Origin of the sequence: Siccibacter colletis (assembly GCF_025914095.1) — a bacterium.
GTDB lineage: Bacteria > Pseudomonadota > Gammaproteobacteria > Enterobacterales > Enterobacteriaceae > Siccibacter > Siccibacter colletis.
This window is the reverse complement of sequence record NZ_CP074352.1, coordinates 93,888-118,523: the sequence shown is the minus strand read 5'-3', so window position 1 is coordinate 118,523 and position 24,636 is coordinate 93,888. Positions and strand designations below refer to the sequence as shown.

The 24,636-nt window shown below is 58.6% G+C and carries 21 protein-coding genes; 11 read left to right on the top strand and 10 right to left on the bottom strand.

Annotated elements, in window-relative coordinates; translation table 11 throughout:
* Positions 1-64: 64 nt before the first annotated feature.
* Positions 65-1,783: a ShlB/FhaC/HecB family hemolysin secretion/activation protein gene (locus tag KFZ77_RS00595; protein ID WP_264385168.1), complete on the top strand. Its 1,719-nt coding sequence runs from the start codon at positions 65-67 to the stop codon at positions 1,781-1,783.
* Between the two features lie 90 nt (positions 1,784-1,873).
* Complete coding sequence (locus KFZ77_RS00590; protein ID WP_031522066.1) at positions 1,874-2,749, top strand: ROK family protein; 876 nt, start codon at positions 1,874-1,876, stop codon at positions 2,747-2,749.
* Positions 2,750-2,996: 247 nt separating this feature from the next.
* Here KFZ77_RS00590 and selB read toward each other — a convergent pair whose 3' ends face one another.
* From selB to KFZ77_RS00575, 3 genes are all read right to left on the bottom strand, one after another.
* Positions 2,997-4,847: a selenocysteine-specific translation elongation factor gene (gene selB / locus KFZ77_RS00585; protein WP_264385167.1), complete on the bottom strand. Its 1,851-nt coding sequence runs from the start codon at positions 4,845-4,847 to the stop codon at positions 2,997-2,999.
* Positions 4,844-6,235 (bottom strand): L-seryl-tRNA(Sec) selenium transferase, encoded by a 1,392-nt coding sequence (selA, locus tag KFZ77_RS00580; RefSeq protein ID WP_264385166.1) that lies wholly within the window; start codon positions 6,233-6,235, stop codon positions 4,844-4,846. The genes selB and selA overlap by 4 nt, the downstream gene beginning before the upstream one ends.
* A 123-nt stretch (positions 6,236-6,358) precedes the next feature.
* Positions 6,359-6,967, bottom strand: coding sequence for a glutathione S-transferase (locus tag KFZ77_RS00575; RefSeq protein ID WP_264385165.1), 609 nt, complete (start codon positions 6,965-6,967; stop codon positions 6,359-6,361).
* 533 nt (positions 6,968-7,500) lie between these two features.
* On the opposite strand from KFZ77_RS00575, the gene KFZ77_RS00570 reads away from it, so the two are divergent.
* The 7 genes from KFZ77_RS00570 to lldD all read left to right on the top strand — a co-directional run bounded on the left by KFZ77_RS00570 (position 7,501) and on the right by lldD (position 15,657).
* On the top strand, positions 7,501-9,423 hold the full coding sequence (locus KFZ77_RS00570; RefSeq protein ID WP_031522073.1) for a PTS mannitol transporter subunit IICBA: 1,923 nt from the start codon (positions 7,501-7,503) through the stop codon (positions 9,421-9,423).
* 142 nt (positions 9,424-9,565) lie between these two features.
* Positions 9,566-10,714, top strand: a complete 1,149-nt coding sequence (gene mtlD, locus KFZ77_RS00565) for a mannitol-1-phosphate 5-dehydrogenase (protein ID WP_031522074.1) — start codon at positions 9,566-9,568, stop codon at positions 10,712-10,714.
* A 53-nt stretch (positions 10,715-10,767) separates the two neighbouring features.
* Entirely contained in the window at positions 10,768-11,304 is a 537-nt protein-coding gene (mtlR, locus tag KFZ77_RS00560; protein WP_051640518.1) for a mannitol operon repressor MtlR, read from the top strand.
* Positions 11,305-11,447: 143 nt separating this feature from the next.
* Positions 11,448-11,810 (top strand): YibL family ribosome-associated protein, encoded by a 363-nt coding sequence (locus KFZ77_RS00555; protein ID WP_264385164.1) that lies wholly within the window; start codon positions 11,448-11,450, stop codon positions 11,808-11,810.
* Positions 11,811-12,053: 243 nt separating this feature from the next.
* A complete protein-coding gene (gene lldP, locus KFZ77_RS00550; RefSeq protein WP_031522080.1) occupies positions 12,054-13,709 on the top strand; it encodes an L-lactate permease in 1,656 nt (551 codons plus the stop codon).
* Entirely contained in the window at positions 13,706-14,479 is a 774-nt protein-coding gene (lldR, locus tag KFZ77_RS00545; protein ID WP_031522081.1) for a transcriptional regulator LldR, read from the top strand. Before lldP ends, lldR begins: the two co-directional genes overlap by 4 nt.
* Positions 14,476-15,657 (top strand): FMN-dependent L-lactate dehydrogenase LldD, encoded by a 1,182-nt coding sequence (gene lldD, locus KFZ77_RS00540; protein ID WP_264385163.1) that lies wholly within the window; start codon positions 14,476-14,478, stop codon positions 15,655-15,657. Before lldR ends, lldD begins: the two co-directional genes overlap by 4 nt.
* An 88-nt stretch (positions 15,658-15,745) precedes the next feature.
* On the opposite strand, the gene KFZ77_RS00535 is transcribed toward lldD, so the two are convergent.
* From KFZ77_RS00535 to KFZ77_RS00515, 5 genes are all read right to left on the bottom strand, one after another.
* Positions 15,746-17,116, bottom strand: coding sequence for a Fic family protein (locus KFZ77_RS00535; protein WP_264385162.1), 1,371 nt, complete (start codon positions 17,114-17,116; stop codon positions 15,746-15,748).
* A gap of 100 nt (positions 17,117-17,216) precedes the next feature.
* The gene (locus KFZ77_RS00530; protein ID WP_264385161.1) at positions 17,217-18,596 is read right to left on the bottom strand and encodes a carbohydrate porin; all 1,380 of its coding nucleotides are present in this window, start codon (positions 18,594-18,596) and stop codon (positions 17,217-17,219) included.
* A gap of 149 nt (positions 18,597-18,745) precedes the next feature.
* On the bottom strand, positions 18,746-19,048 hold the full coding sequence (locus KFZ77_RS00525) for a PTS lactose/cellobiose transporter subunit IIA (RefSeq protein WP_031522088.1): 303 nt from the start codon (positions 19,046-19,048) through the stop codon (positions 18,746-18,748).
* Between the two features lie 78 nt (positions 19,049-19,126).
* Positions 19,127-20,452 carry a PTS sugar transporter subunit IIC gene (locus KFZ77_RS00520; protein WP_264385160.1) on the bottom strand — a complete coding sequence of 442 codons (1,326 nt, stop codon included), beginning with the start codon at positions 20,450-20,452 and terminating at the stop codon, positions 19,127-19,129.
* Positions 20,453-20,464: 12 nt separating this feature from the next.
* Positions 20,465-20,779 (bottom strand): PTS sugar transporter subunit IIB, encoded by a 315-nt coding sequence (locus KFZ77_RS00515; RefSeq protein ID WP_031522092.1) that lies wholly within the window; start codon positions 20,777-20,779, stop codon positions 20,465-20,467.
* Between the two features lie 293 nt (positions 20,780-21,072).
* On the opposite strand from KFZ77_RS00515, the gene KFZ77_RS00510 reads away from it, so the two are divergent.
* Positions 21,073-22,026, top strand: coding sequence for a LacI family DNA-binding transcriptional regulator (locus KFZ77_RS00510; RefSeq protein ID WP_031522093.1), 954 nt, complete (start codon positions 21,073-21,075; stop codon positions 22,024-22,026).
* Between the two features lie 41 nt (positions 22,027-22,067).
* Here the strand turns inward: KFZ77_RS00510 and yiiM are convergent, their stop codons facing one another.
* On the bottom strand, positions 22,068-22,769 hold the full coding sequence (gene yiiM / locus KFZ77_RS00505) for a 6-hydroxyaminopurine reductase (protein WP_031522095.1): 702 nt from the start codon (positions 22,767-22,769) through the stop codon (positions 22,068-22,070).
* Between the two features lie 171 nt (positions 22,770-22,940).
* Here yiiM and KFZ77_RS00500 point away from each other — a divergent pair, with 171 nt between their 5' ends.
* Positions 22,941-23,834, top strand: a complete 894-nt coding sequence (locus KFZ77_RS00500) for a dihydrodipicolinate synthase family protein (RefSeq protein ID WP_264385159.1) — start codon at positions 22,941-22,943, stop codon at positions 23,832-23,834.
* A 50-nt stretch (positions 23,835-23,884) separates the two neighbouring features.
* Here the strand turns inward: KFZ77_RS00500 and sodA are convergent, their stop codons facing one another.
* Positions 23,885-24,505, bottom strand: coding sequence for a superoxide dismutase [Mn] (sodA, locus tag KFZ77_RS00495; RefSeq protein WP_031522099.1), 621 nt, complete (start codon positions 24,503-24,505; stop codon positions 23,885-23,887).
* Between the last annotated feature and the right edge of the window lie 131 nt (positions 24,506-24,636).

The following is a 24,636-nucleotide window of genomic DNA, read 5'->3' as shown; positions in this document are numbered from 1 at the left end:
GGGGGCGTTTTCCACAGCATGACTGCTCAGCCCATTCCGGGCGTTTCGGGAAAGGGATCGCACTATGAAAATGCCACTCTCTGCCGTGCTCTTATGGAGCGCCGTATCGGGCGCTGCGCTTGCCGATACGCTTCCTGCGCTGATTGATACCGCTAACCCCGCCAGACCCGCGCGTGCCGTGCCAACGCCGCAATCCCAGGCGGAAAACGCACCTCGCGTGAGCGTGCCGAAATCTGCCGCCGCGCTGACTCCTGACACACCGATCCGCGTCGGTCATATCCAGTTTATTGGCGGCACGGTGTACTCCCTGAATTCGCTGCTGGCACCCTTTCGCCCCCTGGCGGGCAAAACCGTACCGCTGAAGACCATCGTCAGGCTGGCGACAGAGATTACCGAGCGCTACCGCGCTGACGGCTATCCGCTCTCTTACGCCTGGCTACCAGACGATAACTTTCACAACGGCATCATTAAAATCGTGCTGGTCGAGGGTTACGTGGCGCACAGCGATGTGAAAAGCAACAACCCGCGCACTGCAGCACGCCTCACCCGGCTGGCGACGAGCATCATGCAGGAGAAACCGCTGCGCCAGGAGACCTTCGAGCGCCACAGTATTCTGATGACCCGCACGCCGAATACCAAAGTGGATGCCAGCGCCCAGTTGCCAAAGAACATCTACGGGGCCGGGGTCATGCAGGTGCAGGCCACCGAGCCGCGCCTCTGGGATCTCTCCTCCACGCTGGATGCGCGTAAGGGCCAGAACATGGCGCTGGTGAATGGCTCGCTCAGCAATCTGACCAGTTATGGCGACCAGCTGGGCGTCGCCACGCTGGTACCGCTGGATAACGACACGGATAAAACCTATTTTGGCCTGAACTGGCAGCAATTCCTCAACGATGACGGGCTGTCGATGCAGCTCAAAGGCAGCTACTACCGGGACGACCCCAGCGACTACGATCCGCTGCTGTATCTGCCGAACGACATCACGCTCGAAGCCCGGAAAAAGGCGACCCAGTACACCGGCGGAGCCAGTCTGAGCTACCCGCTGATCCTGACGCGTAAAAAGCAGCTTGGCGTCACCGGCGGCATTGATTACAGCGATCGCCGCAACGACTACGACCTGCGGGCGCGCGGCTTCGGGGAAACCCTCGACCTGCCCGGCGAGAGCCAGCATGTGCGCTATCCGGCGCTGGAATTTGGCGTAAACGGCCTGCGCGAGTGGGAGAAAACCAGCGTCAGCGGACGCCTGACCCTGCGTCAGGGCGTGGACGCGCTGGGTGCCAGCGCCTCGCCGTCTCAGGGTACCGATCTTGATTTCACGCTGTGGAAAAGCAACCTCGACGCCGCCTGGCTGATGGCGGAAAAGTGGCGGCTTTCCGGTGCGCTGGAGGGCGCCTGGTCGGATAACGATCTACCCGAAACCGAGCGTGTCAGCTTCGGCGCGCAGCGCTTCGGACGGGGTTACCCGGATGGTGAAGCGAGCGGCGACTATGGCTATGGCGGGCAGATTGAGCTGCGCTATCTGCACATGCGCAAAGAGAGCACCTGGCTGAGCACGGTGCAGCCTTATCTGCTGGCTGACACCGCGCGCACGCGTTTCAATCAGCCCGCGTTCCGCGGTCAGACGCTGGGATCGGTAGCGGGCGGCGTGATGTTCGGCGATAACCGTCACTACAGCCTGACGCTGGAAGCAGCACGGCCCACCGGCGATCTCCCGTCCGATGCCAGCCGCCGCGACTGGCGTTACAGCCTGACGGTAAGCTGGAATTTCAATAACTTGCGGTAAAGAGCGGACGCGTAATCATTACGCTCCTTTACAGATGCGATGGAAAATCTCGACCATACTTAAACCATCGCTTCGGTTACGGGAATCACTATGCGTCAATTTATTGGCTTCGACATTGGTGGAACGCACGTCAAGCATGGCCTCATCACTGAAGAGGGTGAGGAGCTGCACAGCGACGAGTATGACACTCACTACGATCTGGACGAGTTTAAAACGCACTGGCAAAAGGTGGTGCGCGAGTATCAGGACCAGCATGAGATCGCCGGTATCGGCGTCAGTTTCCCCGGCTACATCAATCCGCATACCGGCGAAATGCCGAAGGCCGGATCGCTGGACTTTATGGACGGCGTTAATCTGCTGGAGCTGTTTGGCGAGCTGACCGATCTGCCGGTGACGGTGGAGAACGATGCCAACTGTGCTGCGCTCGGCGAGCAGTGGCGCGGCGCCGGGAAAAAGTATGATTCGCTAATTTGCATGACCATCGGCACCGGGATCGGCGGCGGTATTATCCTTGAACGCCAGCTGATGCGCGGATCGCACTTCCGCGCCGGTGAATTCGGTGTGATGCCGGTGGGCGATAACGGCGAAAACATGCATGAGATCGCCTCCGCGCGCGCGCTGACTGAGGCCTGCCGCCAGGCACTGGCGCTGCCGGCTAATGAACCGCTGCACGGCAAAGAAATTTTTGAACGGATGGAAAACGACGGCCACCTGCGTGAAGTGGTGGAGCGCTGGGCCGCCTACCTGGCGCGCGGCATTTACAGCGTGGTGGCGCTGTACGACCCGCAGGTACTGCTGATTGGCGGCGGCGTCAGCCAGCAGAAAGAGCTGTATCCGCTGCTGGAACGCCATCTGGAAAAATACACGTTCTGGGACGCGTTGCGGGTGCCGGTGCATCCCTGCGAGCTCGGCAATCAGGCTGGCCGCCTCGGTGCAGTCTGGCTGGCAAGCCAGAAGCAGAAATAGCGTTACGGAGGGGGTTCGCGTTAAACGGTGGGTGCGCGTCGCTTACCCACCCTACAACTGCGCCTTCCCGTAGGGTGGGTAAGCGTAGCGCACCCACCATAAGCCCATAAGCCGACGCGTGGCCCCATCCGGCATTAAACCGCCGCGCCACGGTGAACGGAACCTCGCCGCAATCCCATACACCTCGCGCCGAAACGGTAGCTCCGTTGTAAACGGCGGATACGCAAACCCACCCTGAATGTACGCCCTATGCCTCCTTCCGGCTGAATAACCGCTCATCGCGCAACAGGTGGGTATTTCCTTTGCGGCGGGTAAAGCCGATGCGGTCGAAATACTCCAGGATCTGAATCGCCAGCTTGCGGCCCACGCTCAGACGATCGCGGAAATCTGCCGCCACCGTTGACCCCTTATCACGATCCAGATCGCGAATCATATCGGCAAACTGCACAATCCGATCGTTACGGTAATAACGATCTTTGACGATCGCGGTAATCAGCCCCTGCTGGGCGGCACGGCGTAGCAGCAGACGCGTCTCCTGCTCGTCCTCACCCACTTTCGACGCCACGTCGCGCACCCACCAGGGGTCATCACCAAACAGCGGCCTGATACGGTCCCAGCGCGCCTGCTGCTCCTGGCTGAATCCGGCTTCATGGCCCGGCAACGAGAGCCAGCCCTGCTGGCTTTGCAGCTCGCCCGCCTGACGCATGGCATCCAGCAGCGCCAGTACCAGCGCCTCAGGCTCGGTGGGCAACGCCATGCGCCGCAGACGTTCCCGGCCCGGCCCCGGCTCGTCGGCATGCTGTTCGTGGTAACGCGCGAGGGTGGTCAGCAGCGTGGTTTTCCACTCCTGCGCCAGCGCATCGCTGACCAGCATCCCACCCGCTTCAATACCGCTCACCTGCCCGACCAGACGACGCAGCCCGGCATCGCTCAGCTGCCGCGCCCACGCAAATGCCTCAAGGCGCACCGCGCCGCGATCCAGATGCCGCGCCAGCGCGTGCTCATCCGGCGTCGCCTGCGCCAGCTGCATCAGCCAGGCCAGGTACGCCGGCTTGCGTTTCCCGCGCCGCGGCGAGTCGACGAGGATCACCCGCGCTCCACCGAGGGTCGCCCGGGCGGAGATATCGCGCAGGATCAGACGATCGTTATCCGCCACCCACAGCGGCGTATCAAACACCAGCTCCGCCAGGGTGTCGGTGAGCAGCGAGACGCGGCCCGTCACGTGGCTTGCCGCGTGATGCACATGCACCGGCTGCCACTGGCTCAGCGGCGCATCCGCGCGGAGTTCAACGATGACCCGCTCCGACGGCGCGTCGGGTTCGCGCGCCAGCAGCCAGTCACCGCGGTGCACCGCTTCTTTCTCTACGTCACCGCTGATGTTCAAAGCGATACGCTGCCCGGCATGCGCATCGGTGGCAGGCTGGTTCTGGGCGTGCAGGCCGCGCACGCGCACCGGCGTAGCGGCTCCCGTTAACCAGAGGGTATCGCCCACGCTCACCGTGCCCGAGAGCGCGGTTCCGGTCACCACCAGCCCGGCGCCCTTCACCGTGAAGGCGCGGTCAATCGCCAGACGAAAACGCTGATGCTCCGGGTGCGGACGCGGGGCGAGCTGCCGCAGATGCTGTTGCAGCTCCGCAATGCCCTGCTGCTGCGCGGCGGCGGTGACAAACAGCGCCACATCATGCCAGCCCTGTGCTTCAAGGGTGTCGAGCACTGCGGCGCGCACCTCTGCGATACGCGCTTCGCTGACGCGATCGGCTTTGGTCAGCGCGACGGTGATGGCTGGCTGTCCCGCCAGGCGCAGGATCGCCAGATGCTCGCGCGTCTGCGCCATCACCCCATCGTCGCAGGCCACCACCAACAGCGCATGGTCGATGCCGCCTACGCCCGCCAGCATATTGGCGAGAAACTTCTCATGGCCCGGTACGTCGATGAAGCCGAGCACGCGTCCGTCGGGCTGCGGCCAGTAGGCATAACCCAGATCGATGGTCATGCCGCGCTTTTTCTCTTCCGGCAGCCGGTCGGCATTCACGCCGGTGAGCGCTTCCAGCAGGGTGGTTTTTCCGTGATCGACGTGTCCGGCAGTGGCAATAATCATTTCAGCAACATCTCCATCAGGCTGGTATCCGCGTCCAGGCATCGGAGATCCAGCCACAGCCGCCCGTCGTACAGTCGGCCAATCACCGGCACTGGCAAGTCACGCAGCGCGCGCGCGAGCGCCTGCAGCTCGCTGCCGCGTCCGTTATGAGGGGTTAAGGTGATGGCGGCAGAGGACAGCCGGTCAACCGGCAGTGAACCGCTGCCGATCTGCGACAGGCACGGTTCCACCGTCACCGCGAAGCGTTCGCCAAAGCGGGCCTGAAAATGGGGGGCGAGACGCGTGGCCTGAGCGTGGATCTCGTCTGCGCTGCGGGTCAGCAGCCGCAGCGTCGGCAGACGTTGCGCCAGTGTTTCCGGGTGGCGGTACAGGCGCAGCGTGGCATCCAGCGCGGCGAGGGTCATTTTATCGGCGCGCAGCGCGCGTTTGAGCGGATGCTGCTGTAGCTTCTCAATCAGCGCCTTTTTGCCAACGATAATTCCCGCCTGCGGCCCGCCCAGCAGCTTATCGCCGGAGAAACTGACCAGGCTGACGCCGGCGCGGATCAGATCGCGCACCACCGGCTCTTTCGGCAGGCCGTACTGGCTGAAATCCACCAGCGAGCCGCTGCCGAGATCGGTAATCACCGGGACGCCGCACGTCTCGCCGAGCTGTGCCAGCTCCGCTTCGTCCACCGCTTTGGTAAAACCTTCAACATGATAATTGCTGGTGTGGACCTTCATCAGCAGCGCGGTCTGATCGCTCAGCGCGCTGCGGTAGTCCTTGAGATGGGTACGGTTGGTAGTGCCCACTTCCACCAGCTGGCATCCGGCCTGGCGCATAACGTCCGGGATGCGGAACGCACCGCCGATCTCCACCAGCTCACCGCGCGAAACCACCACTTCCCGGCCGCTGGAGGTGGCGGCCAGCATCAGCAGCACCGCCGCCGCGTTGTTATTGACGATACAGGCGTCTTCCGCCCCGGTTAGCTCGCACAGCAGCGCCGCCAGCGCCTGGTCGCGATGCCCGCGTCCGGCCCCGTCGAGATCGTACTCCAGCGTCACCGGGTGGCGCATCGCCTGGGTCACTGCTGCGATTGCTTCGTCAGCCTGCTGCGCGCGCCCGAGATTGGTGTGCAGCACCGTCCCGCTCAGGTTGATGACCGCCCGCAGCGCCGGGGCATTCTGCGCGACGAGTTGCGCCTGCGCCTGCCCGGCCCAGTCATTGCACCAGGCTGGCAGCGCCCCGGTGTCCCGAATAGCGTGGCGCGCCGCCTGCTGAAGCTGTTGCAGCACGGTCACTACCTGCGTGTGGCCCCAGGTTTCCAGCAGCGGAGAGAAGCGCGCATCGCGCAGCAGACGATCGGTGGCAGGAAGCTGACTGTAGAGCGAACGGTTTTCGGTTGTCATGAGCGAGGCCTGGCTGAGAATGTGTACACCGCAACACCATTACTGTGCGGGGCGCGGGAGATCCGCGCCGCGGTTAAAAGTGGTGTCGATTGTACAGGCTCATCGCGTCAGGCCCAAGCCGGGTCAGGAAGCAGGAGGTTCAGTACGGGCAAAGCTCTCACGGCTGAACAAGTTCTCTACCAGCTTCACCAGCTGCGGACGATCCACGCACCAGCCGGGCGCGACGCGGCGGAAATTGAGATAGCCAATCGCACAGGCTACCGCGATGGTGGCGATGGTCAGCTCATCGGCTTTCAGCGACCCGTCGGCGACGTGGCCTTCCAGCGCGTCCAGGCTCTGGTTGATTTTCTCACGCTGGCGCAGCAGTTCAGCCTCGGATTGCTGCTCCGCCGGACGCGCCTGCTCGCGGACAGAGGCCAGCGCCGCATCCATCACGCCGTCGGCCAGTGCTTCCAGCTGACGCACTTTCAGCGCCGCTCTGGCATCGCGCGGCAGCAGCGCCGGGGCGATATCGAGCTGCTCCAGATACGCGGCAATAATCGGCGAGTCGAACCAGGTTTCGCCCTCGTCGGTGACCAGCGCCGGGACTTTACCGAGTGGGTTGTACTGCGTGACGCCGTGGTTTTCGCTGTACGGCGATTCGTTTACGAATTCAAAGGTGATGCCTTTTTCCAACAGGATGACCGAGATTTTACGCACGAACGGGCTGGTATAGCTGCCAACGAGTTTCATTGCCTGCTCCTTAATAAGCGAAATGCCAACTGGGGGTAAGTATGGTTCAGGATACGCAAAAAGGCTGACAAAGCGACCCATTGCGCCGCTGCGGTTGCCGGGCGGTGCGTCATCGTTTTGTCACGCCGGACAGCTGTAATTTTCTTTCACCGCGTAACGAAAAGGATGTTGAAGAAGTGAACAGCTTTACTTAAGAAAAATCCTGGAAAATATTTCGTGATCGCCATCACAAATAGTTAACAAAGCGGCCGCGACAAAACGTGATTTGTTTCACATTTAACAGGATGTTACGACGGTTTTTTCGCCATTGTGATCTTTTTACAGGGCGTTTTTGTGACAAAAATCACACTTAATAGCCCCTGTTGCGGACAACCTGCGTGATGCAGATCACACTTTATTCCCCGGTCTGGACACCATAGCGATTCAGTGCCAGATTTCGCGTCACCAGAGCATGGGTCCGGCTACCTCTGCCGCCACGTAAACAATAAAACTCGGGCTACGAGCCTGCGCGTCAACACAATAAGGGGTGTTCTATGTCATCCGATATCAAGATCAAAGTGCAAAGCTTTGGTCGTTTCCTCAGCAATATGGTAATGCCAAACATCGGGGCGTTTATCGCCTGGGGTATTATCACTGCGTTGTTTATTCCAACAGGATGGTGGCCGAGCGAAACGCTGGCCAAGCTCGTCGGTCCGATGATTACCTATCTGCTGCCGCTGCTTATCGGTTATACCGGTGGCCGTCTGGTGGGTGGCGATCGCGGTGGCGTGGTCGGTGCGATTACCACGATGGGCGTAATCGTCGGTGCAGATATGCCGATGTTCCTCGGCGCAATGATTGCCGGTCCGCTGGGCGGCTGGTGCATCAAGAAGTTTGACGCTGCGGTAGACGGTAAAATCAAATCCGGCTTCGAAATGCTGGTGAACAACTTCTCCGCCGGCATCATCGGTATGATCCTGGCGATTCTGGCGTTCCTCGGCATTGGCCCGGCGGTTGAAGTGCTCTCTAAAGCACTGGCGGCTGGCGTTAACTTCATGGTTGTCCATGACATGCTGCCGCTGGCGTCCATCTTTGTTGAACCGGCGAAAATCCTGTTCCTCAACAACGCCATCAACCACGGCATCTTCTCGCCGCTGGGTATTCAGCAGTCCCATGAAATCGGCAAGTCTATCTTCTTCCTGATTGAAGCGAACCCGGGTCCGGGTATGGGCGTTCTGCTGGCGTACATGTTCTTCGGTCGCGGCAGCGCGAAGCAGTCTGCGGGCGGCGCGGCGATCATCCACTTCCTCGGTGGTATTCACGAAATTTACTTCCCGTATGTGCTGATGAATCCGCGTCTGATCATTGCCGTTATCCTCGGCGGTATGACCGGCGTGTTCACCCTGAGCGTGCTGGACGGCGGCCTGGTTTCTCCGGCGTCTCCGGGCTCCATCCTCGCGGTACTGGCGATGACGCCGAAAGGCGCGTACTTCGCTAACATCGTCGCGATTGTTGCCGCGATGGCAGTGTCGTTCGTGGTATCAGCCATCCTGCTGAAAACCAGCAAGGTGAAAGAAGAAGACGACATCGAAGCAGCGACCCGTCGCATGCAGGATATGAAATCCCAGTCTAAAGGCGGCGCGGTAGCGGCCACCGCTGGCGATGCCACTGGCGACCTGAGCCACGTGCGTAAAATCATCGTTGCCTGTGATGCCGGTATGGGTTCCAGCGCAATGGGTGCGGGCGTACTACGTAAGAAAGTGCAGGATGCAGGTCTGAGCCATATCTCCGTCACCAACAGCGCCATCAACAGCCTGCCGGGTGATGTGGATCTGGTGATTACCCACCGTGACCTCACCGAGCGCGCGATGCGCCAGGTGCCGCAGGCGCAGCACATTTCCCTGACCAACTTCCTCGACAGCGGCCTGTACACCAACCTGACCGACCGTCTGGTTGCGGCCCAGCGCCATACCCAGAACGAAGAGAAAGTGCGCACCAGCCTGCAGGACAGCTTTGACGAGAGCAACAGCCACCTGTTCAGACTCGGCGCGGAAAACGTGTTCCTCGGCCGCACCGCGACCCACAAAGAAGACGCGATCCGCTTTGCTGGTGAGCAACTGGTGAAAGGCGGCTACGTGCAGCCAGAATACGTGGAAGCGATGCTGGAGCGCGAGAAGCTGACCCCGACCTATCTGGGTGAGTCCATCGCGGTTCCGCACGGCACCGTGGAAGCCAAAGACCGCGTGCTGAAAACTGGCGTGGTATTCTGCCAGTATCCGGAAGGCGTGCGCTTCGGCGAAGACGAAGACGATATCGCCCGTCTGGTTATCGGTATCGCGGCGCGTAACAACGAGCACATCCAGGTGATCACCAGCCTGACCAACGCGCTGGATGACGACACCGTTATCGAACGTCTGGCTAACACCACCAGCGTGGATGAAGTGCTGGCGCTGCTGGCAGGTAACAAGAGCGCGTAATACGCTCCGGCCTCCTCTCCACGGTGAGGGGGCCGGTATTCAGTTTCATCCCTCTCCTTCGGGAGAGGGCCAGGGTGAGGGAACACCGTACGCTGCCTTCACCCTGGCCCTCTCGGGTAAAAACATTAGTAAGGATATCCACATGAAAGCATTACATTTTGGTGCAGGTAATATTGGACGCGGCTTCATTGGCAAACTGCTGGCGGATGCGGGTCTTGAACTCACGTTCGCCGACGTCAATCAGGTCGTGCTGGACGCCCTGAACGCCCGTCACAGTTATCAGGTACATGTGGTTGGTGAGAATGAGCAGGTGGACACCGTGTCCGGCGTTAATGCCGTGAGCAGCATCGGCGATGAGGTTATCGATCTAATCGCTCAGGTCGATCTCATCACCACCGCGGTCGGTCCGGTGGTACTGGAGCGCATCGCTCCGGCGCTCGCCAAAGGCCTGGCAAAACGTAAAGCGCAGGGCAACGACGCGCCGCTGAACATCATCGCCTGTGAAAACATGGTGCGCGGGACCAGCCAGCTGAAAGGCCACGTCTTCAATGCCCTGAACGATGAAGATAAAGGCTGGGTTGAGAGCCATATCGGCTTCGTTGACTCCGCCGTTGACCGCATCGTGCCGCCGTCTGAATCCGCAACCAACGATCCGCTGGAAGTGACCGTAGAAACCTTCAGCGAGTGGATTGTCGATAAAACCCAGTTCGTGGGCGCGCTGCCGACCATTCCGGGGATGGAACTGACCGACAACCTGATGGCGTTCGTTGAGCGTAAGCTGTTCACCCTCAATACCGGCCACGCTATCACCGCGTATCTCGGCAAGCTGGCGGGCCACCAGACTATCCGCGACGCTATTCTGGACGACGCCATTCGTGCGGTGGTGAAAGGCGCTATGGAAGAGAGTGGCGCGGTGCTGATCAAGCGCTACGGTTTTGAAGCCGATAAGCACGCGGCCTACATTGAGAAAATCCTCGGCCGCTTCGAAAACCCGTATCTGAAAGACGACGTAGAGCGCGTCGGCCGTCAGCCGCTGCGTAAACTCAGCGCCGGCGATCGCCTGATCAAGCCGCTGCTCGGCACCCTCGAATATGACCTTCCGCATCACAACCTGGTACAGGGTATCGCTGCCGCAATGCACTACCGCAGCGAGCAGGACCCGCAGGCCCAGGAGCTGGCGCAGCTTATCGATGAAAAAGGCCCGCAGGCCGCGCTGGCGCAGGTCTCTGGCCTGGACGCCCAGAGTGAAGTGGTGGCGGACGCGGTCAACGCGTATAACAGCCGGGCGTAATCAGTACCGGAAGCGCCCGCCAGCGTGGCGCTTCCGTTTTCAGGTTGTCAGATATGCAGGCAAAATTGGAAGAACCACAGGCCTTCGAAAACCGTGTGCTTGAGCGTCTGAACGCCGGTCAAAGCGTGCGCAGCCTGATCATCGCCGCCGTTGAATTACTCACCGAAGCGGTGAATCTTCTGGTGCTGCAGGTGTTTCGCAAGGACGACTACGCGGTGAAATACGCCGTTGAACCCTTGCTTGACGGCAACGGTCCGCTGGGCGATCTGGCGGTTCGTCTGAAGTTAATTTATGGCCTCGGGGTGCTCAGCCGCCCGGAGTATGAAGATGCCGAGCTGCTGCTGGCCCTGCGCGAAGAGCTGAATCACGACGGCAGCGACTACCGGTTTACCGACGATGAAATCCTCGGGCCGTTTGGCGAGCTGCACTGTGTTGCCGCTCTGCCGTCCGCGCCGCCGTTCGATCCCAGCGACGCCGCTTTATATGCGATGCAGAAACAGCGCTATCAGCAGATCGTGCGCTCAACGATGGTGTTATCCCTCACCGAGCTTATCTCAGGAATCAGCCTGAAAAAGGCGTTTCAGAAGTAGTTTTTCCTCAGGGCGGGGAGCGCATGCTTACCCGCCCTGAGGCGTTCCTGCCATTTCCCCCACCGCGAAAAATCGTGGCACCTGCGTTCCCGCAATCAATAGTGTATCCTTTGGGAGATACACACTTGTAGAGTCAATTTGCTATGAAAGAAGTCGAAAAAGCCGAAATTAAACGCCTGAGCGACCGCCTCGATGCGATTCGCCACCAGCAGGCCGATCTCTCGCTGGTTGAGGGAGCTGAAAAATACGCCGAGCTGGAAAAAGAGAAAGAGACCCTGGAAACCGAGATCGCGCGTCTGCGTGAAGTTCACGGTCAGAAGCTTAGCAAAGAGGCGCAGAAACTCGCCGACATGCCGTATCGCCGCGCCATCACCAAGAAAGAACAGGCCGACATGGGCAAGCTCAAGAAAAGCGTGCGCGGGCTGGTCGTGGTTCACCCGATGACCGCGCTGGGCCGCGAGATGGGCCTGAAAGAGATGACGGGCTTCTCGAAGACGGAATTCTGATCCTGTCGGGTGTGCCTCTCTGGCGCACCCGCTAATTGGTCCAACCAATCCCCTGCAATCTTTCGTCTGTCCTCACAAATCCCGCATCGTCTCTGACAATAATATTGCTCAAACTTAACATTCGGTTAACCATTTGTTGTCATTTACCCTACAACAACACTTTGGTTGGACCACCTTTACACTGACTGCAATCAGGCGAACGCAGAGTCGCCGCGCGGAACAGGTGGGCCACGGGAGCGCGCTATGCAACTCTGGCAGCAAAATTACGATCCGGCAGGCAATATCTGGCTCTCCAGTCTGATTGCCGCTTTACCGATTCTGTTTTTCTTTTTTGCCCTGATAAAACTGAAGCTTAAAGGCTGGCAGGCCGGGACCATCACCGTCGCCATCGCCCTCGCCGTCGCGCTGTTCTTCTACGATATGCCTTACGATCGCGCGTTCGCCTCAGCGGTGTATGGCTTCTTCTACGGCCTGTGGCCCATTGCCTGGATCATTATCGCCGCGGTCTTCGTCTACAAAATTTCGGTAAAAACCGGCCAGTTCGACATTATTCGCTCGTCGATTCTGAGTATCACCCCGGACCAGCGCCTGCAGATGCTGATCGTCGGCTTCTGCTTCGGGGCATTTCTTGAAGGGGCGGCGGGCTTTGGCGCACCGGTGGCGATTACCGCCGCGCTGCTGGTCGGGCTGGGCTTTAATCCGCTCTACGCCGCCGGGCTGTGCCTGATTGTTAACACCGCGCCGGTGGCCTTTGGCGCGATGGGGATTCCTATCCTGGTGGCGGGCCAGGTTACCGGTCTCGACAGCTTCGAGATCGGCCAGATGGTGGGCCGTCAGCTGCCGTTCCTCACCATCATCGTGCTGTTCTGGATCATGGCGATTATGGACGGCTGGCGCGGCATCAAAGAGACCTGGCCGGCGGTCATTGTTGCGGGCGGCTCGTTCGCTATCGCCCAGTACCTCAGCTCGAACTTTATCGGCCCGGAACTGCCGGATATCATCTCGTCACTGGTCTCGCTGGTCTGCCTTACCCTGTTCCTCAAACGCTGGCAGCCAAAACGCATCTTCCGCTTTGACGATATCAATGCCCAGGCTGCGGACCCAGCTGTTGCGCCCAAACGCTATACCGCAGGCCAGATCGTCAAAGCCTGGTCGCCATTCCTGTTCCTCACCGCCACGGTGACGCTGTGGAGCATTCCGCCGTTTAAAGCGCTGTTTGCCAAAGGTGGCGCGCTGGCCGACTGGGTATTCAACCTGCCGGTGCCGTTCCTCGATAAGCTGGTCGCCCGCATGCCCCCGGTGGTGGCTGACGCTACACCTTACGCCGCGGTCTATAAGTTCGACTGGTTCTCCGCCACCGGCACCGCCATTCTGTTTGCGGCGCTGCTCTCCATCTTCTGGCTGCGCATGAAGCCGAAAGACGCGGTGGTGACGTTCGGCCAGACCATGAAAGAGCTGGCGTTGCCTATCTACTCCATCGGCATGGTGCTGGCGTTCGCGTTTATCTCTAACTATTCCGGGCTGTCGTCCACTCTCGCGCTGGCGCTGGCCCATACCGGTCACGCGTTTACCTTCTTCTCGCCGTTCCTCGGCTGGCTGGGCGTGTTCCTGACCGGGTCGGACACCTCTTCCAACGCGCTGTTTGCTGCGCTCCAGGCCACGGCGGCTCAACAAATTGGCGTCTCGGACGTGCTGCTGGTCGCCGCCAACACCACCGGTGGCGTGACCGGGAAGATGATCTCCCCGCAGTCCATCGCCATTGCCTGTGCGGCGGTAGGGCTGGTGGGCAAGGAGTCAGACCTGTTCCGCTTCACCGTGAAGCACAGCCTGATATTCACCTGCATCGTCGGGATCATCACCACGCTGCAGGCCTACGTCTTAACCTGGATGATCCCATGACCTTCACTACCCGGCGTCTGACGGACGAGGTTGCCGAGCGTCTGCGGAAGCTGATTGACGATCGCGGGCTGGAGGCAGGCATGAAACTGCCCGCTGAACGCCAGCTCGCCGCCCTGCTTGGGGTATCGCGCAACTCGGTGCGCGAGGCGTTGCAGGTGCTGAATACCCAGGGCGTGCTGATGAGCCGCCGCGGCGGCGGCACCTTTGTACGCTGGCAGCACGATACCTGGTCGGAGCAAAACATCGTGCAGCCGATCAAGACCCTGCTGGCGGACGACCCCGGCTACAGCTACGACATTCTCGAAGCGCGCCACGCCATTGAGGCCAGCACCGCCTGGCATGCGGCGATGCGCGCCACCGCGGCGGACAAAGAGAAGCTGCGGCTCTGCTTCGAAGCGACCCAGGGGGATGACCCGGACCTGGCCTCCCGGGCCGACGTGCGTTTCCACCTGGCGATTGCGGAAGCATCGCACAACATTGTGCTGCTCCAGACCATGCGCGGCTTCTTCGATCTGCTGCAATCGTCGGTGATTGAGAGTCGTCAGCGCATGTACCTGGTGCCCCCGGTGTTTGCCCGCCTTACCGAGCAACATGAAGCCGTGCTCAACGCGATCCTCGATGGCGATGCCGAAGGTGCGCGTCGGGCGATGATGGCGCACCTGGGCTTCGTCCATACCACGATTAAACAGTTTGATGACGATCTGGCCCGTCAGGCGCGTATTACCCGCCTGCCCGGTGACCCGAGCGAAAACCTGGAGAAAGACGCATGATTATCTCAGCAGCGAGCGACTACCGTGCTTCCGCGCAGCGGATACTGCCGCCGTTTTTATTTCACTACATCGACGGCGGAGCGTATGCCGAATATACCCTGCGCCGCAACGTGGAAGACCTCGCGCAGATTGCGCTGCGCCAGCGCGTTCTGAAAAACATGGCGGACCTGAGCCTCGAAACCACCTTGTTTAACGAAAAGCTCGCCATGCCGGTAGCGCTGGCCCCGGTTGGGCTGTGCGGCATGTACGCCCGCCGCGGTGAAGTGCAGGCCGCAGGCGCGGCAGCGGATAAAGGTATCCCGTTCACGCTCTCCACCGTCTCGGTATGCCCGATTGAAGAGGTCGCTCCCACCATTAACCGTCCGATGTGGTTCCAGCTTTACGTGCTGCGCGATCGCGGCTTTATGCGTAATGCGCTGGAGCGCGCTAAAGCGGCGGGCTGTTCAACGCTGGTGTTTACCGTTGATATGCCAACGCCGGGGGCACGTTATCGCGATGCGCACTCCGGGATGAGCGGGGCCAACGCCGCCATGCGCCGTTACTTACAGGCAGTGACGCATCCGCAGTGGGCGTGGGACGTGGGTCTGCATGGTCGCCCGCACGATCTCGGGAATATCTCGACCTATCTCGGCAAGCCTACCGGGCTGGAGGATTACATCGGCTGGCTGGGGAATAACTTCGATCCGTCTATTTCCTGGAAGGACCTGGAGTGGATCCGCGAATTCTGGGATGGCCCGATGGTGATCAAAGGGATCCTGGATCCGGAAGATGCCCGCGATGCGGTGCGCTTCGGTGCCGACGGCATTGTGGTGTCCAACCACGGCGGACGCCAGCTCGACGGCGTGCTCTCCTCGGCGCGCGCGCTGCCGGCCATTGCCGATGCGGTGAAGGGGGATATCGCGATTCTGGCCGACAGCGGCATTCGCAACGGGCTGGATGTGGTGCGCATGATCGCGCTCGGGGCTGATACCGTGCTGCTGGGCCGGGCCTACCTCTACGCGCTGGCCACGCACGGGCGGGCCGGCGTCGCCAACCTGCTGAATTTGATCGAAAAAGAGATGAAGGTGGCGATGACCCTCACCGGTGCGAAGTCCATCAGCGAGATCTCCCGCGACTCGCTGGTGCCCGATCCGGAGTTCACCTCGGTGCTGGCCTCGCTGCCTGCTGCCAGCGCGTAAGGACATTTTGGCGGGTGCAAGCACACCCGCCGCCACATCCAGGCAACACCTGTAGGGTGGGTAAGCGCAGCGCACCCACCACAAAAAATCACCAGTCCTGGGCAGAGGGTTGATTCGCGGTTTTACCGTGCCATTTTTTAAGTTCATGCAGGCTTTTCGGAGACAAATAAACGTTTCCTTTACCTTCTTTCATGGCCCGCATTAAACCTAAAGCGGTGAGCTTTTTCAGATCGTCACGCGCTGTGTTTTCGGACACGCCCATGCGCGTCGACACTTCCATAGCGGTAAATAACACGCCAGGCTGGTTGATGGCGATAGTCGCTAAATCACGTTGACGGCTATTTATCTCGTTAAAAATTCCGGAGTCGTAAAGCCACTGGCGAAGTTCAGTGCGGGTATTAATTATCCCTTTAATATAATCAATGTATTCAACCACAGCGCGCGAAATGATTTCACACTGGTAATTAACGAAATAGGTCAGATCCATATTGTCGGTTTCAGTGTAGAGGTAAGCCCGCACGTATTTCGCTGGCGCGTTTTTTAATAGCTTAGAGATAGAGATATAGCGAAACGCGGTATAACCGCACTTAAGCATATACCAGTAAAATAGCGCCCTTGCGGTACGCCCGTTACCATCTTTGAAGGGGTGTAAATAACCAATCATAAAATGGATAACGCAGGCTTTGACCAGCGGATGGAGATAAGTCTCGTCTTCAGCTTGCTCATGACGGGTATTAATGAATTCACACAGTTCCTCTACCCCTGCCAGCATAAGCTCAGCCGCTGGAGGCGTATGAATTACATTACCTTCGTGATCGGCCACCACCACGTTATCCTCTGGCCCTCTGAATCTACCGGGGGCGTATTTTTCGTCATCAATACCGGCGATAGCAACGTGGTGTATTTCGAGCAGTTCGGCAACACTGAACGGGGCGTTATCCCGCTCCGATACGTACTGCATCATGCGCCAGTTGCCCATGATCATTTTCTCGCCTTCATCACGCGGCTTGCGTCCTACCTTGAGCATCTCCAGCGCAACCCGGCTGGTCGTCGCCGCCCCTTCAAGCTGGCTTGAGGCGATAGCTTCAGCACGCTCAAGCTCATCCATCAAATATTTTCTGGCATCTAATTTTTCATACCGCTCCGTTTCCGCTGCTGAAGAGGTAAGCCGGTCTACGATGGAGCATGATTTTTGGATCGTCGCGGTGGTATTCAGATATACGCCTGAACCCTCGTTGTCGGTCTGTAGCGGGTCAAGAAACATACTGGAGAGCAGACGAGATATTTTCATCGCCGCCCAGATGGCATCGCATTTCTTTTTATCGCTAAAGCGATGACGCAGCTGGTCATAATGAAGATAAGCCACGCCCTGACTACGAATTTCAGCGTAATACCCGAAAAGATCATCTTCTTTCCAGCTGGGACGCGTTTTAACAACTGGCGGTCTGGTTACCCTCACACTTCACCTCAAAATCAATCGAAATTGAGGTGAATATAGGCATGGCATGTTCAAAAAGCAACCAGGACGGGAATGCAAGCACACCCGCCGCTGGCATCTGTCAGAACCAGGCTTCCCACATCGCGCCGACGTTGAAGGAATCCAGCGTTTCATCGTCGGTGCCGTTGACGCGCGCGGTACGCTCGTTATCCACTTCGCCGCCGGTGACGTAGAAGCGCAGCATCGGACGGAACTCCGGCCCCATGTCGATGGAGATGTTTTGCGACAGCGTCAGTTTCCAGCCGCTGTTGTCCCCGCCCTGGTCGTAATCGACGCGCTGCCAGCCGGCTTCCAGCCAGGTGGAGTGCACATCGTTCCACCAGTACATCGGGCGCACAATCGCGTTGTAGTTGCGGCGATCGTCACGGTTATCCGCATCATTAGCGTAATCATGCCAGGCGAGCAGGTATTCCACCTGGGCCTGTTGGGTAAATTTATACAGCCCTTCGAAGCTGGCGTAGATGGCTGTCAGATCGTCGGTTTTGTTGTAAACGCTGTTATCAGCGTTATCGGAGTAGCGCGCAATCAGCTTGTTAACGCCGTTGTCACCGGTGTGGCTCAGCACCACGCCACCCTGCCAGGCCTTGAGGCGCTCGTCGCTGTCCACCGCTTTTGAGTCAAAGCCGTAGTTCGCATACAGCTCCAGATCCAGCGGCCCAACCTTCATGCCGTGCACTTTCGACGTCAGGGCGTAGTTACCTTTATCGCCGGTGCCGGAGCCGCCGGTACAGGTGATGCGTGACGGGTTACCCTCGTCGTTCATGATTTCCGGGCTGCAGGACTCCACCGCCGCGACGGTGGCAACGTCAAACTTCACGCCGCCGATATCGAAGTTTTTAATCCCGCCGCCCTGGCCGTCATGGTTCATCCAGAAGTAGTCGTTGATGCCCTGCTGCGGACGTTGATGGAAATCACGGCCAGCCCACAGGTAGGCGTCCGGATTAGACTCCAGAATGTTGGTCACACCGGCATAGGCCTTTTTCAGGTTCACCTCATCGCCCCAGTGGTCGATCATGACGTTAACGTCCCAGATAGCACCATTATCGCCCTTAAACGCCTTAGAAAGCTGGAATTCACCGCCGTTGCCTTCATTACCTAAACGGCCAATCGCCGACGAACCGTTATAGGAGCCGTCAACGCCGACAAATTTCTGATCGCCGCTCTGGAACTGGGCACCGTAGCGGGCGTAACCGGAGAACTTCACGCCAAAGGGAATAGCCAGATCCGGCGATTGCGCTGCGCTTTCCGGCTCGGTAATGGGATCGGCTTTTTTAGCGATCGCGGCATCGATTTTTTCCTGCCGTTCGGCGAGGGCTTTATCCACCGCTTTCGCGACGATGGCGTCGATTTGTTCCTGGGTAAATTCTTGTGCGAGGGTGTTTCCTGAGCAAAGCGCAGCCATGACCGCCAGTGCCACTGGAAGTTTTTTCTGTAATTTCATGTTTGTCTCGATGTAGTATTTTATTTTCAGACAATAACTATCCCGTCCGACTTTCACGGAATAATTGCGCTACCACCATGTCATTATTTATTGGGTACAGAGCGATATTTCTATTTTCGTTGCGGCTTCTCCGTTATTTCATTTATTAATTAACGCTGATACAGCTGAATAATTTCTTCAGATAATTCACGTGCCAGCAGAGAATTCATTAAATGATCCTGAGCGTGCACCATAATAAGCGTCATCGGCTGTCGTGCTTCGCCCGCGTCCTGCTCGATAAGCTTTGTCTGTATCTGGTGCGCCCGGCGGGAATAGCCATCGGCTTCGCGCAGCAGGCTTTTCGCTTCATCCAAATCGCCCTGGCGTGCCGAACGCAGCGCTTCAAAACAGAGACTGCGCGACTGACCGGCATTGACGATAATTTCCATTACCGCATCTTCTAATTCAATCATGGCGAATTCTCGTTATTAAGGCGTGGGGAGCCGAAGCGCCGGATAATAATATCCAACGCTGCGGGGTAAATATCGCTATTACTGGCTGACCGGCTGGGCCAGCGGCGCGCTGTTCTGCGCTTTCTGCTCTTCGGTTTTCAGCAGAGAACGTTCGTAAGCGCGCAGGAACGGCAGGTACATCAGCGCCGACATCACCATACACACGACGCACATCACCACCGGACTGAGCGCCCAGTTTGCTGCCCAGGAGGCACCGATCGGGGCCGGGGTCGTCCACGGCGTCAGCGAAACCACCTGCGCCAGCCAGCCAAGCTTCGTAGCACCATACGCGAGGCAGGCGTTGATCAGCGGTACGCACACGAACGGGATAAACAGCATCGGGTTCATGATAATCGGTGCGCCGAACAGGATCGGTTCGTTGATGTTGAAGAAGCTCGGCACCACGCCCATTTTACCGATGGTGCGCAAGTGGGTGACGCGGCTACGCAGCAGCAGGAACGCCAGCGGCAGTGTGGAACCCACCCCGCCAATCAGCAGATAGTGGTCCCAGAACCCTTGCAGATAGACGTGCGGCAGCGTTGCGCCCGCCGCCAGCGCGGCCTGGTTGGCAGACAGATTCGCCATCCAGAACGGGTTCATGATGCCGGTGACAATCAGCGAGCCGTGGATACCGGCGAACCAGAAAATCTGGCACAGCAGCACCGAGAGCAGAATAGCGGGCAGCGAGTCTGATGCTGACACCAGCGGCTCCAGCAGATGCATGATCGCCTGCGGCAGGATCATCCCGGTCTGCGCTTCGATAAACAGGTTAAGCGGATGCAGCGTCCCCATCACCACCACTACCGGGATCAGGATTTCAAACGAGCGCGCCACACCGGTCGGCACCTCTTTCGGCAGACGGATCGTAATCTTGTTCTGCTTCAGCCAGGCGTACACGCGGGTGGAATAGATGGCGGTAATCAGCGCGGTGAAAATCCCCTGCCCGGAGAGATACTGGGTAGAGATTTTGCCATCCGCATAAGGTGCGGCCACCAGTAAAAACGCCATGAACGCCAACAGGCCGGACATCACCGGGTCCAGCTGAAACTGCCGTCCAAGGCTGGCGCCGATACCGACGGAGATGAAAAACGTCATCATGCCCATGCTGAGGTTAAACGGCAGCATGAGCTGTTCGCGATACGTCTCGGAAAAGTTCAGCCAGCCGCGGGCGAAACCGTTAGTGGTATCGGCGGAGAACGGCGGAAAGATGAAAACCAGCATAAACGAGCCGATGATCATAAACGGCAGCGCGGCGGTGAAGCCGTCGCGGATCGCGATCACGTACTTTTGCTGTCCAAGACGACCAGCCAGCGGGGTGATGGTTTGCTCGATGACGGCAACCATTGACTGATAGAGCGAACTCATAGGAACACCTTTTTAGTGTGCCGCTTCGATAAGCGACAGAGCATAGTCCAGTACTTTATCGCCGCGCTGCATGCCGTAGTCCATCGGGTCGATGGGCTGTACCGGAACGCCGCGGGCGGCAGCCTTTTCTGACAGCGTGCTTAACATGTACTTCACCTGCGGCCCCAGCAGCACCACCTGGTAGCGGGGAAACTGCGTATCGAATTCCGCCACGCCATAAGCGTCGATTTCGACCGGCAATTGACGTGCCTCGGCAGCTTCCACCATTTTTCGTACCAGCAGGCTGGTAGACATTCCCGCAGAACAACACAGCATGATCCTGACCATCGACAACCATCCTTAAATGTAAATAGTTATTGCGGCGTTGATTGGATATTATACGGAAACCGATTTCCATTGGCGGTGATGAGAAGTGAGAGACGCATCATAAAGTGCAGGGCACTGGCGCGTAGTAAGGAGAGTTCCATCACAGCTTTTTGGGCGCTTTTGATAGCAATCAAGCCGAAATGGAAAATCGGTTTCCATGAAAAATGGAAAGCGGCTATACTGCGCTGGCGATTTTATGAGCCGTTATTCGCAACAGAATTATTGGGCCGTATACAGGCCTCCCAGGGGAAAAAATGTCAACAATCAACGACGTATCGCGTTTAGCTGGGGTATCAAAAGCCACGGTTTCACGGGTGTTGAGTGGGTCGCGTGGCGTCAAGGAAGCCAGCCGTCAGGCGGTGCTGAAAGCAGTCGAAGAACTGAATTATCGGCCAAACGTTATTGCTCAATCCCTGCTCAGCCAGTCTACGGGCTGCATCGGCGTCATCTGCGCTCAGGAAAATATTAACCAGACCACGGCTTATCTGTATGCGCTGGAGAAGCAGCTCAGCCAGCATCAGAAGCATCTGCTGCTGCGTTTCGCCAACAGCAAAGCGGAGGTGATGAGCGCGCTGGATGAGCTGACCTGCGGCCTGTGTGACGACGTGCTGATCATCGGGGCGCGCTTTCCGCTCAGCGTACCGCACGACAACGTGATTGTGGTGGACTGTGCGGAAACCGATACGCCAAACAGCATTCAGTTCGATCATGCTTTTGCTGCCGAAACCGCCTGTAATTACCTGATTAGCCAGGGGCGACGTCAAATCGCGCTGATTCATCCGGATGCCAGCGGCTCTGGCGAGCAGGTGCTGCTGGGCTACAAACACGCGCTGGAAAACAACTTCCTGCCGTTCAACCGCAACCTGGTGTTTATGGACTCCACCACCTCTTCGGTAGCGCTCCAGGTATTGCTGAATAATGCCACCACGCTGAACTTTAACGCGTTACTGGTGGCGGATGAGCAGGAGGCACAGCGGGTGATTACCCAGTTGCAGGCATTTAACAAATCGGTGCCGGGCGACATCATGGTATTCAGCCTCGCCGGTTCACTGCAGCTGCCCGGCGTGCCCACCATTCCGGCGATTGAATATTCGATGGACGCGATGGCCGCGCGCATCGTGAGCTGGCTGACGGAAAAAACTCAGCGCGTGCTCGGCTCGCAGGTGCTGCGCGGCGACCTGATCATACCCAACATGCGCAAGCGTTAAAAAAAAGCCTCCGTATGGAGGCTTTTTATATGGGTTAGCGGCTACACGCCTGACGACTTCACCGCAGGCTTATTTCCCCATAAACGGCGATGAAAACTCTCTATTTTGCGGGCATCGCGTCGCTTCTGCATGGTTTTCGCCCAGCTCGCCGACAAGCCGGCAGCGCTCAACAGGCGACGCGTCTGCTCATCGTCGAACGGCTGATGCCAGGCAATGGCAGCGGCGTCAAACACGCTGACATCGCTCAGCCGTGACGCCAGTTCCAGCGGCGTGTCGCTGTTGACCGGCCCGTCATTCAGCACCCGATACAGCCAGCCGGTGCGTCCGCTCTCCTGCATCAGGGAGGAGATATCCGTGATGCCAAAATGGAAATTGATCTTAAAGCACGGGGAACGCGGCTGCGTTACCTGAATCAGCGCGTCGCCCCAGCGATAGATATCGCCGATAAACACGCTCTTCTCATCCATACCCAGAGTGGAAAGATTTTCGCCAAAGGCTGGCGCGACAAAGCGTTCGGCCTGCTCCGGAAATGCCTGCGCCCACCAGGCGTAATGCTCGCGCGGGTAATGACACAGCGCGCGCTCCGGCCCACCGTGGATCTTCTTCTCCGCCTGCTGGTCACCTTCAAGGCCGAGGGTGGTGAGGATCAGTTCCCCTTCCACGCTGCGCTTGGCAATCGCGCTCGGGCGCGTGCCCGCGTATTTCTGGATGCGACCGGTAAAGACCTGAACGGGAAATTTCATCTGCGACTCCTTTTGCCAGTAACCCTTAACAGGCTCGCCGCTGCGCCTCGGCATTGCAACAAAATTCGCGAGGCACCGTCCAAAATCCGATATCGATGAAGGTGCGTGACGCGCTGAGGTGCTATCACTTAAAGGAGTGAAACGCCATTTCAGGATTAAGGAGAGAACGACGTGACTTTACAGCCCGCATTTAACGGCGTCTGGTGCCCCTCTATAACGCCGCTCGACACCCAGGGAAATATCGATCTGACAGGCCTGGCTCGCCACCTTGAGCGGCTGACCGCTGCAAAACTGGATGTCATTTTGCTGATGGGCAGCATCGGCGAGTTCGCCTCGTTCACGCTTGAGGAGCGTCTGCTGCTGATCCACGAAGCCCGCGCCATGAGCGCGACGCCAATGGTGGTGAACGTCTCCTCGACCTGTATTCCGGATATTCTGCGGCTGGCGGATGAAGCGCACCGCGTCGGCTATGAAGCAGTGATGATCCTGCCGCCGTACTACTACGGCCAAACCAGCGCGCAGCTGCTGGCGTATTACCGCGAGCTGGGTCGTCAGATTCAGGGGCCGTGGTTTGCTTACAACTTCCCGGCACGCACAGGATGCGATCTGACGCCGGAGCTGATCGCGACGCTGGCCGCAGAGTTCCCGCAGTTTGCCGGCATCAAAGATACCGTGGATTGCCAGTCTCACACCCGCAACATGATCCTCGCCACCCAGGCGGTGCGTCCGGACTTCACCGTGCTGTCGGGCTACGACGAGTACTACATCCCCAATCTGCTGACCGGCGGCGGCGGGATTATCTCTGGCCTGAACAACATCGTGCCAGAACTGTTTGTCCGCGCGAGGGAAGCGTTCGTCCGTGGCGATCTGGTGACCCTGTGCGAGGTGCAGCGCGATATCAGTCGCTACTCGGCGATTTACGCTATCGGGGATGACTTCGTGACCACCATCAAAACCGTGGTGGCACGCAAGTTTGGTTACAGCCAGACCCGCTCACGCAATGCAGGTGGCGAACTCACCGCAGCACAGCTCAGCCAGCTCGATGCGCTGTTCAGCATAGGGTAACGCGCACAAAAAAGCCGACCCTGGGGTCGGCTCGTTCTGCTCAGGACAGATTATTTTTTCGCTGCGAAACGTGCTGCAGCTTCGTCCCAGTTCACAACTTCCCAGAACGCTTTGATGTAATCAGGACGTTTGTTCTGATATTTCAGGTAGTAAGCGTGTTCCCACACGTCCAGACCCAGGATCGGGAAACCGGATGCGCCAGAGATCGCTTCGCCCATCAGCGGGCTGTCCTGGTTTGCGGTAGAAACCACAGCCAGTTTGTCGCCCTGCAGAACCAGCCACGCCCAGCCGGAGCCGAAACGGGTTGCTGCTGCTTTCTCGAACTCTTCTTTGAATTTCTCAACGCTGCCGAAATCGCGCTCGATAGCCGCTTTCAGGTCGCCCTGCAGGGTGGTGCCGAGTTTCAGGCCTTTCCAGAACAGGCTGTGGTTAGCGTGGCCGCCCGCGTTGTTGCGCAGTACGGTTTTCTTGTCAGCCGGAACCTGATCCAGTTTGGTGATCAGCTCTTCAACCGGCAGGTTAGCGAACTCCGGCAGGCTTTCCAGCGCCGCGTTAGCGTTGTTTACATAAGTCTGGTGATGCCTGGTGTGATGGATTTCCATCGTCTGCTTATCGAAGTGCGGTTCCAGTGCGTCATAAGCGTACGGCAGGGATGGCAGTGTATAACTCATAATCATCATCTCCATTGTTGTCGGGCGGCAGAGGTGTAAACGCCGCGTAAGCAGTGGGTTCATTATAGTTAATTAAATGATCTTGAAAATGTTTATCAATGCCGCATTCGTTATAAGGTTATAACGCTGAG

Bases quoted from the DNA above. Each gene is read 5' to 3' on its own strand.
- KFZ77_RS00595 (WP_264385168.1), top strand. From the start codon at position 65: ATGAAAATGCCACTCTCTGCCGTGCTCTTATGGAGCGCCGTATCGGGC.
- KFZ77_RS00590 (WP_031522066.1), top strand. From the start codon at position 1,874: ATGCGTCAATTTATTGGCTTCGACATTGGTGGAACGCACGTCAAGCAT.
- selB (WP_264385167.1), bottom strand. From the start codon at position 4,847: ATGATTATTGCCACTGCCGGACACGTCGATCACGGAAAAACCACCCTG.
- selA (WP_264385166.1), bottom strand. From the start codon at position 6,235: ATGACAACCGAAAACCGTTCGCTCTACAGTCAGCTTCCTGCCACCGAT.
- KFZ77_RS00575 (WP_264385165.1), bottom strand. From the start codon at position 6,967: ATGAAACTCGTTGGCAGCTATACCAGCCCGTTCGTGCGTAAAATCTCG.
- KFZ77_RS00570 (WP_031522073.1), top strand. From the start codon at position 7,501: ATGTCATCCGATATCAAGATCAAAGTGCAAAGCTTTGGTCGTTTCCTC.
- mtlD (WP_031522074.1), top strand. From the start codon at position 9,566: ATGAAAGCATTACATTTTGGTGCAGGTAATATTGGACGCGGCTTCATT.
- mtlR (WP_051640518.1), top strand. From the start codon at position 10,768: ATGCAGGCAAAATTGGAAGAACCACAGGCCTTCGAAAACCGTGTGCTT.
- KFZ77_RS00555 (WP_264385164.1), top strand. From the start codon at position 11,448: ATGAAAGAAGTCGAAAAAGCCGAAATTAAACGCCTGAGCGACCGCCTC.
- lldP (WP_031522080.1), top strand. From the start codon at position 12,054: ATGCAACTCTGGCAGCAAAATTACGATCCGGCAGGCAATATCTGGCTC.
- lldR (WP_031522081.1), top strand. From the start codon at position 13,706: ATGACCTTCACTACCCGGCGTCTGACGGACGAGGTTGCCGAGCGTCTG.
- lldD (WP_264385163.1), top strand. From the start codon at position 14,476: ATGATTATCTCAGCAGCGAGCGACTACCGTGCTTCCGCGCAGCGGATA.
- KFZ77_RS00530 (WP_264385161.1), bottom strand. From the start codon at position 18,596: ATGAAATTACAGAAAAAACTTCCAGTGGCACTGGCGGTCATGGCTGCG.
- KFZ77_RS00525 (WP_031522088.1), bottom strand. From the start codon at position 19,048: ATGATTGAATTAGAAGATGCGGTAATGGAAATTATCGTCAATGCCGGT.
- KFZ77_RS00520 (WP_264385160.1), bottom strand. From the start codon at position 20,452: ATGAGTTCGCTCTATCAGTCAATGGTTGCCGTCATCGAGCAAACCATC.
- KFZ77_RS00515 (WP_031522092.1), bottom strand. From the start codon at position 20,779: ATGGTCAGGATCATGCTGTGTTGTTCTGCGGGAATGTCTACCAGCCTG.
- KFZ77_RS00510 (WP_031522093.1), top strand. From the start codon at position 21,073: ATGTCAACAATCAACGACGTATCGCGTTTAGCTGGGGTATCAAAAGCC.
- yiiM (WP_031522095.1), bottom strand. From the start codon at position 22,769: ATGAAATTTCCCGTTCAGGTCTTTACCGGTCGCATCCAGAAATACGCG.
- sodA (WP_031522099.1), bottom strand. From the start codon at position 24,505: ATGAGTTATACACTGCCATCCCTGCCGTACGCTTATGACGCACTGGAA.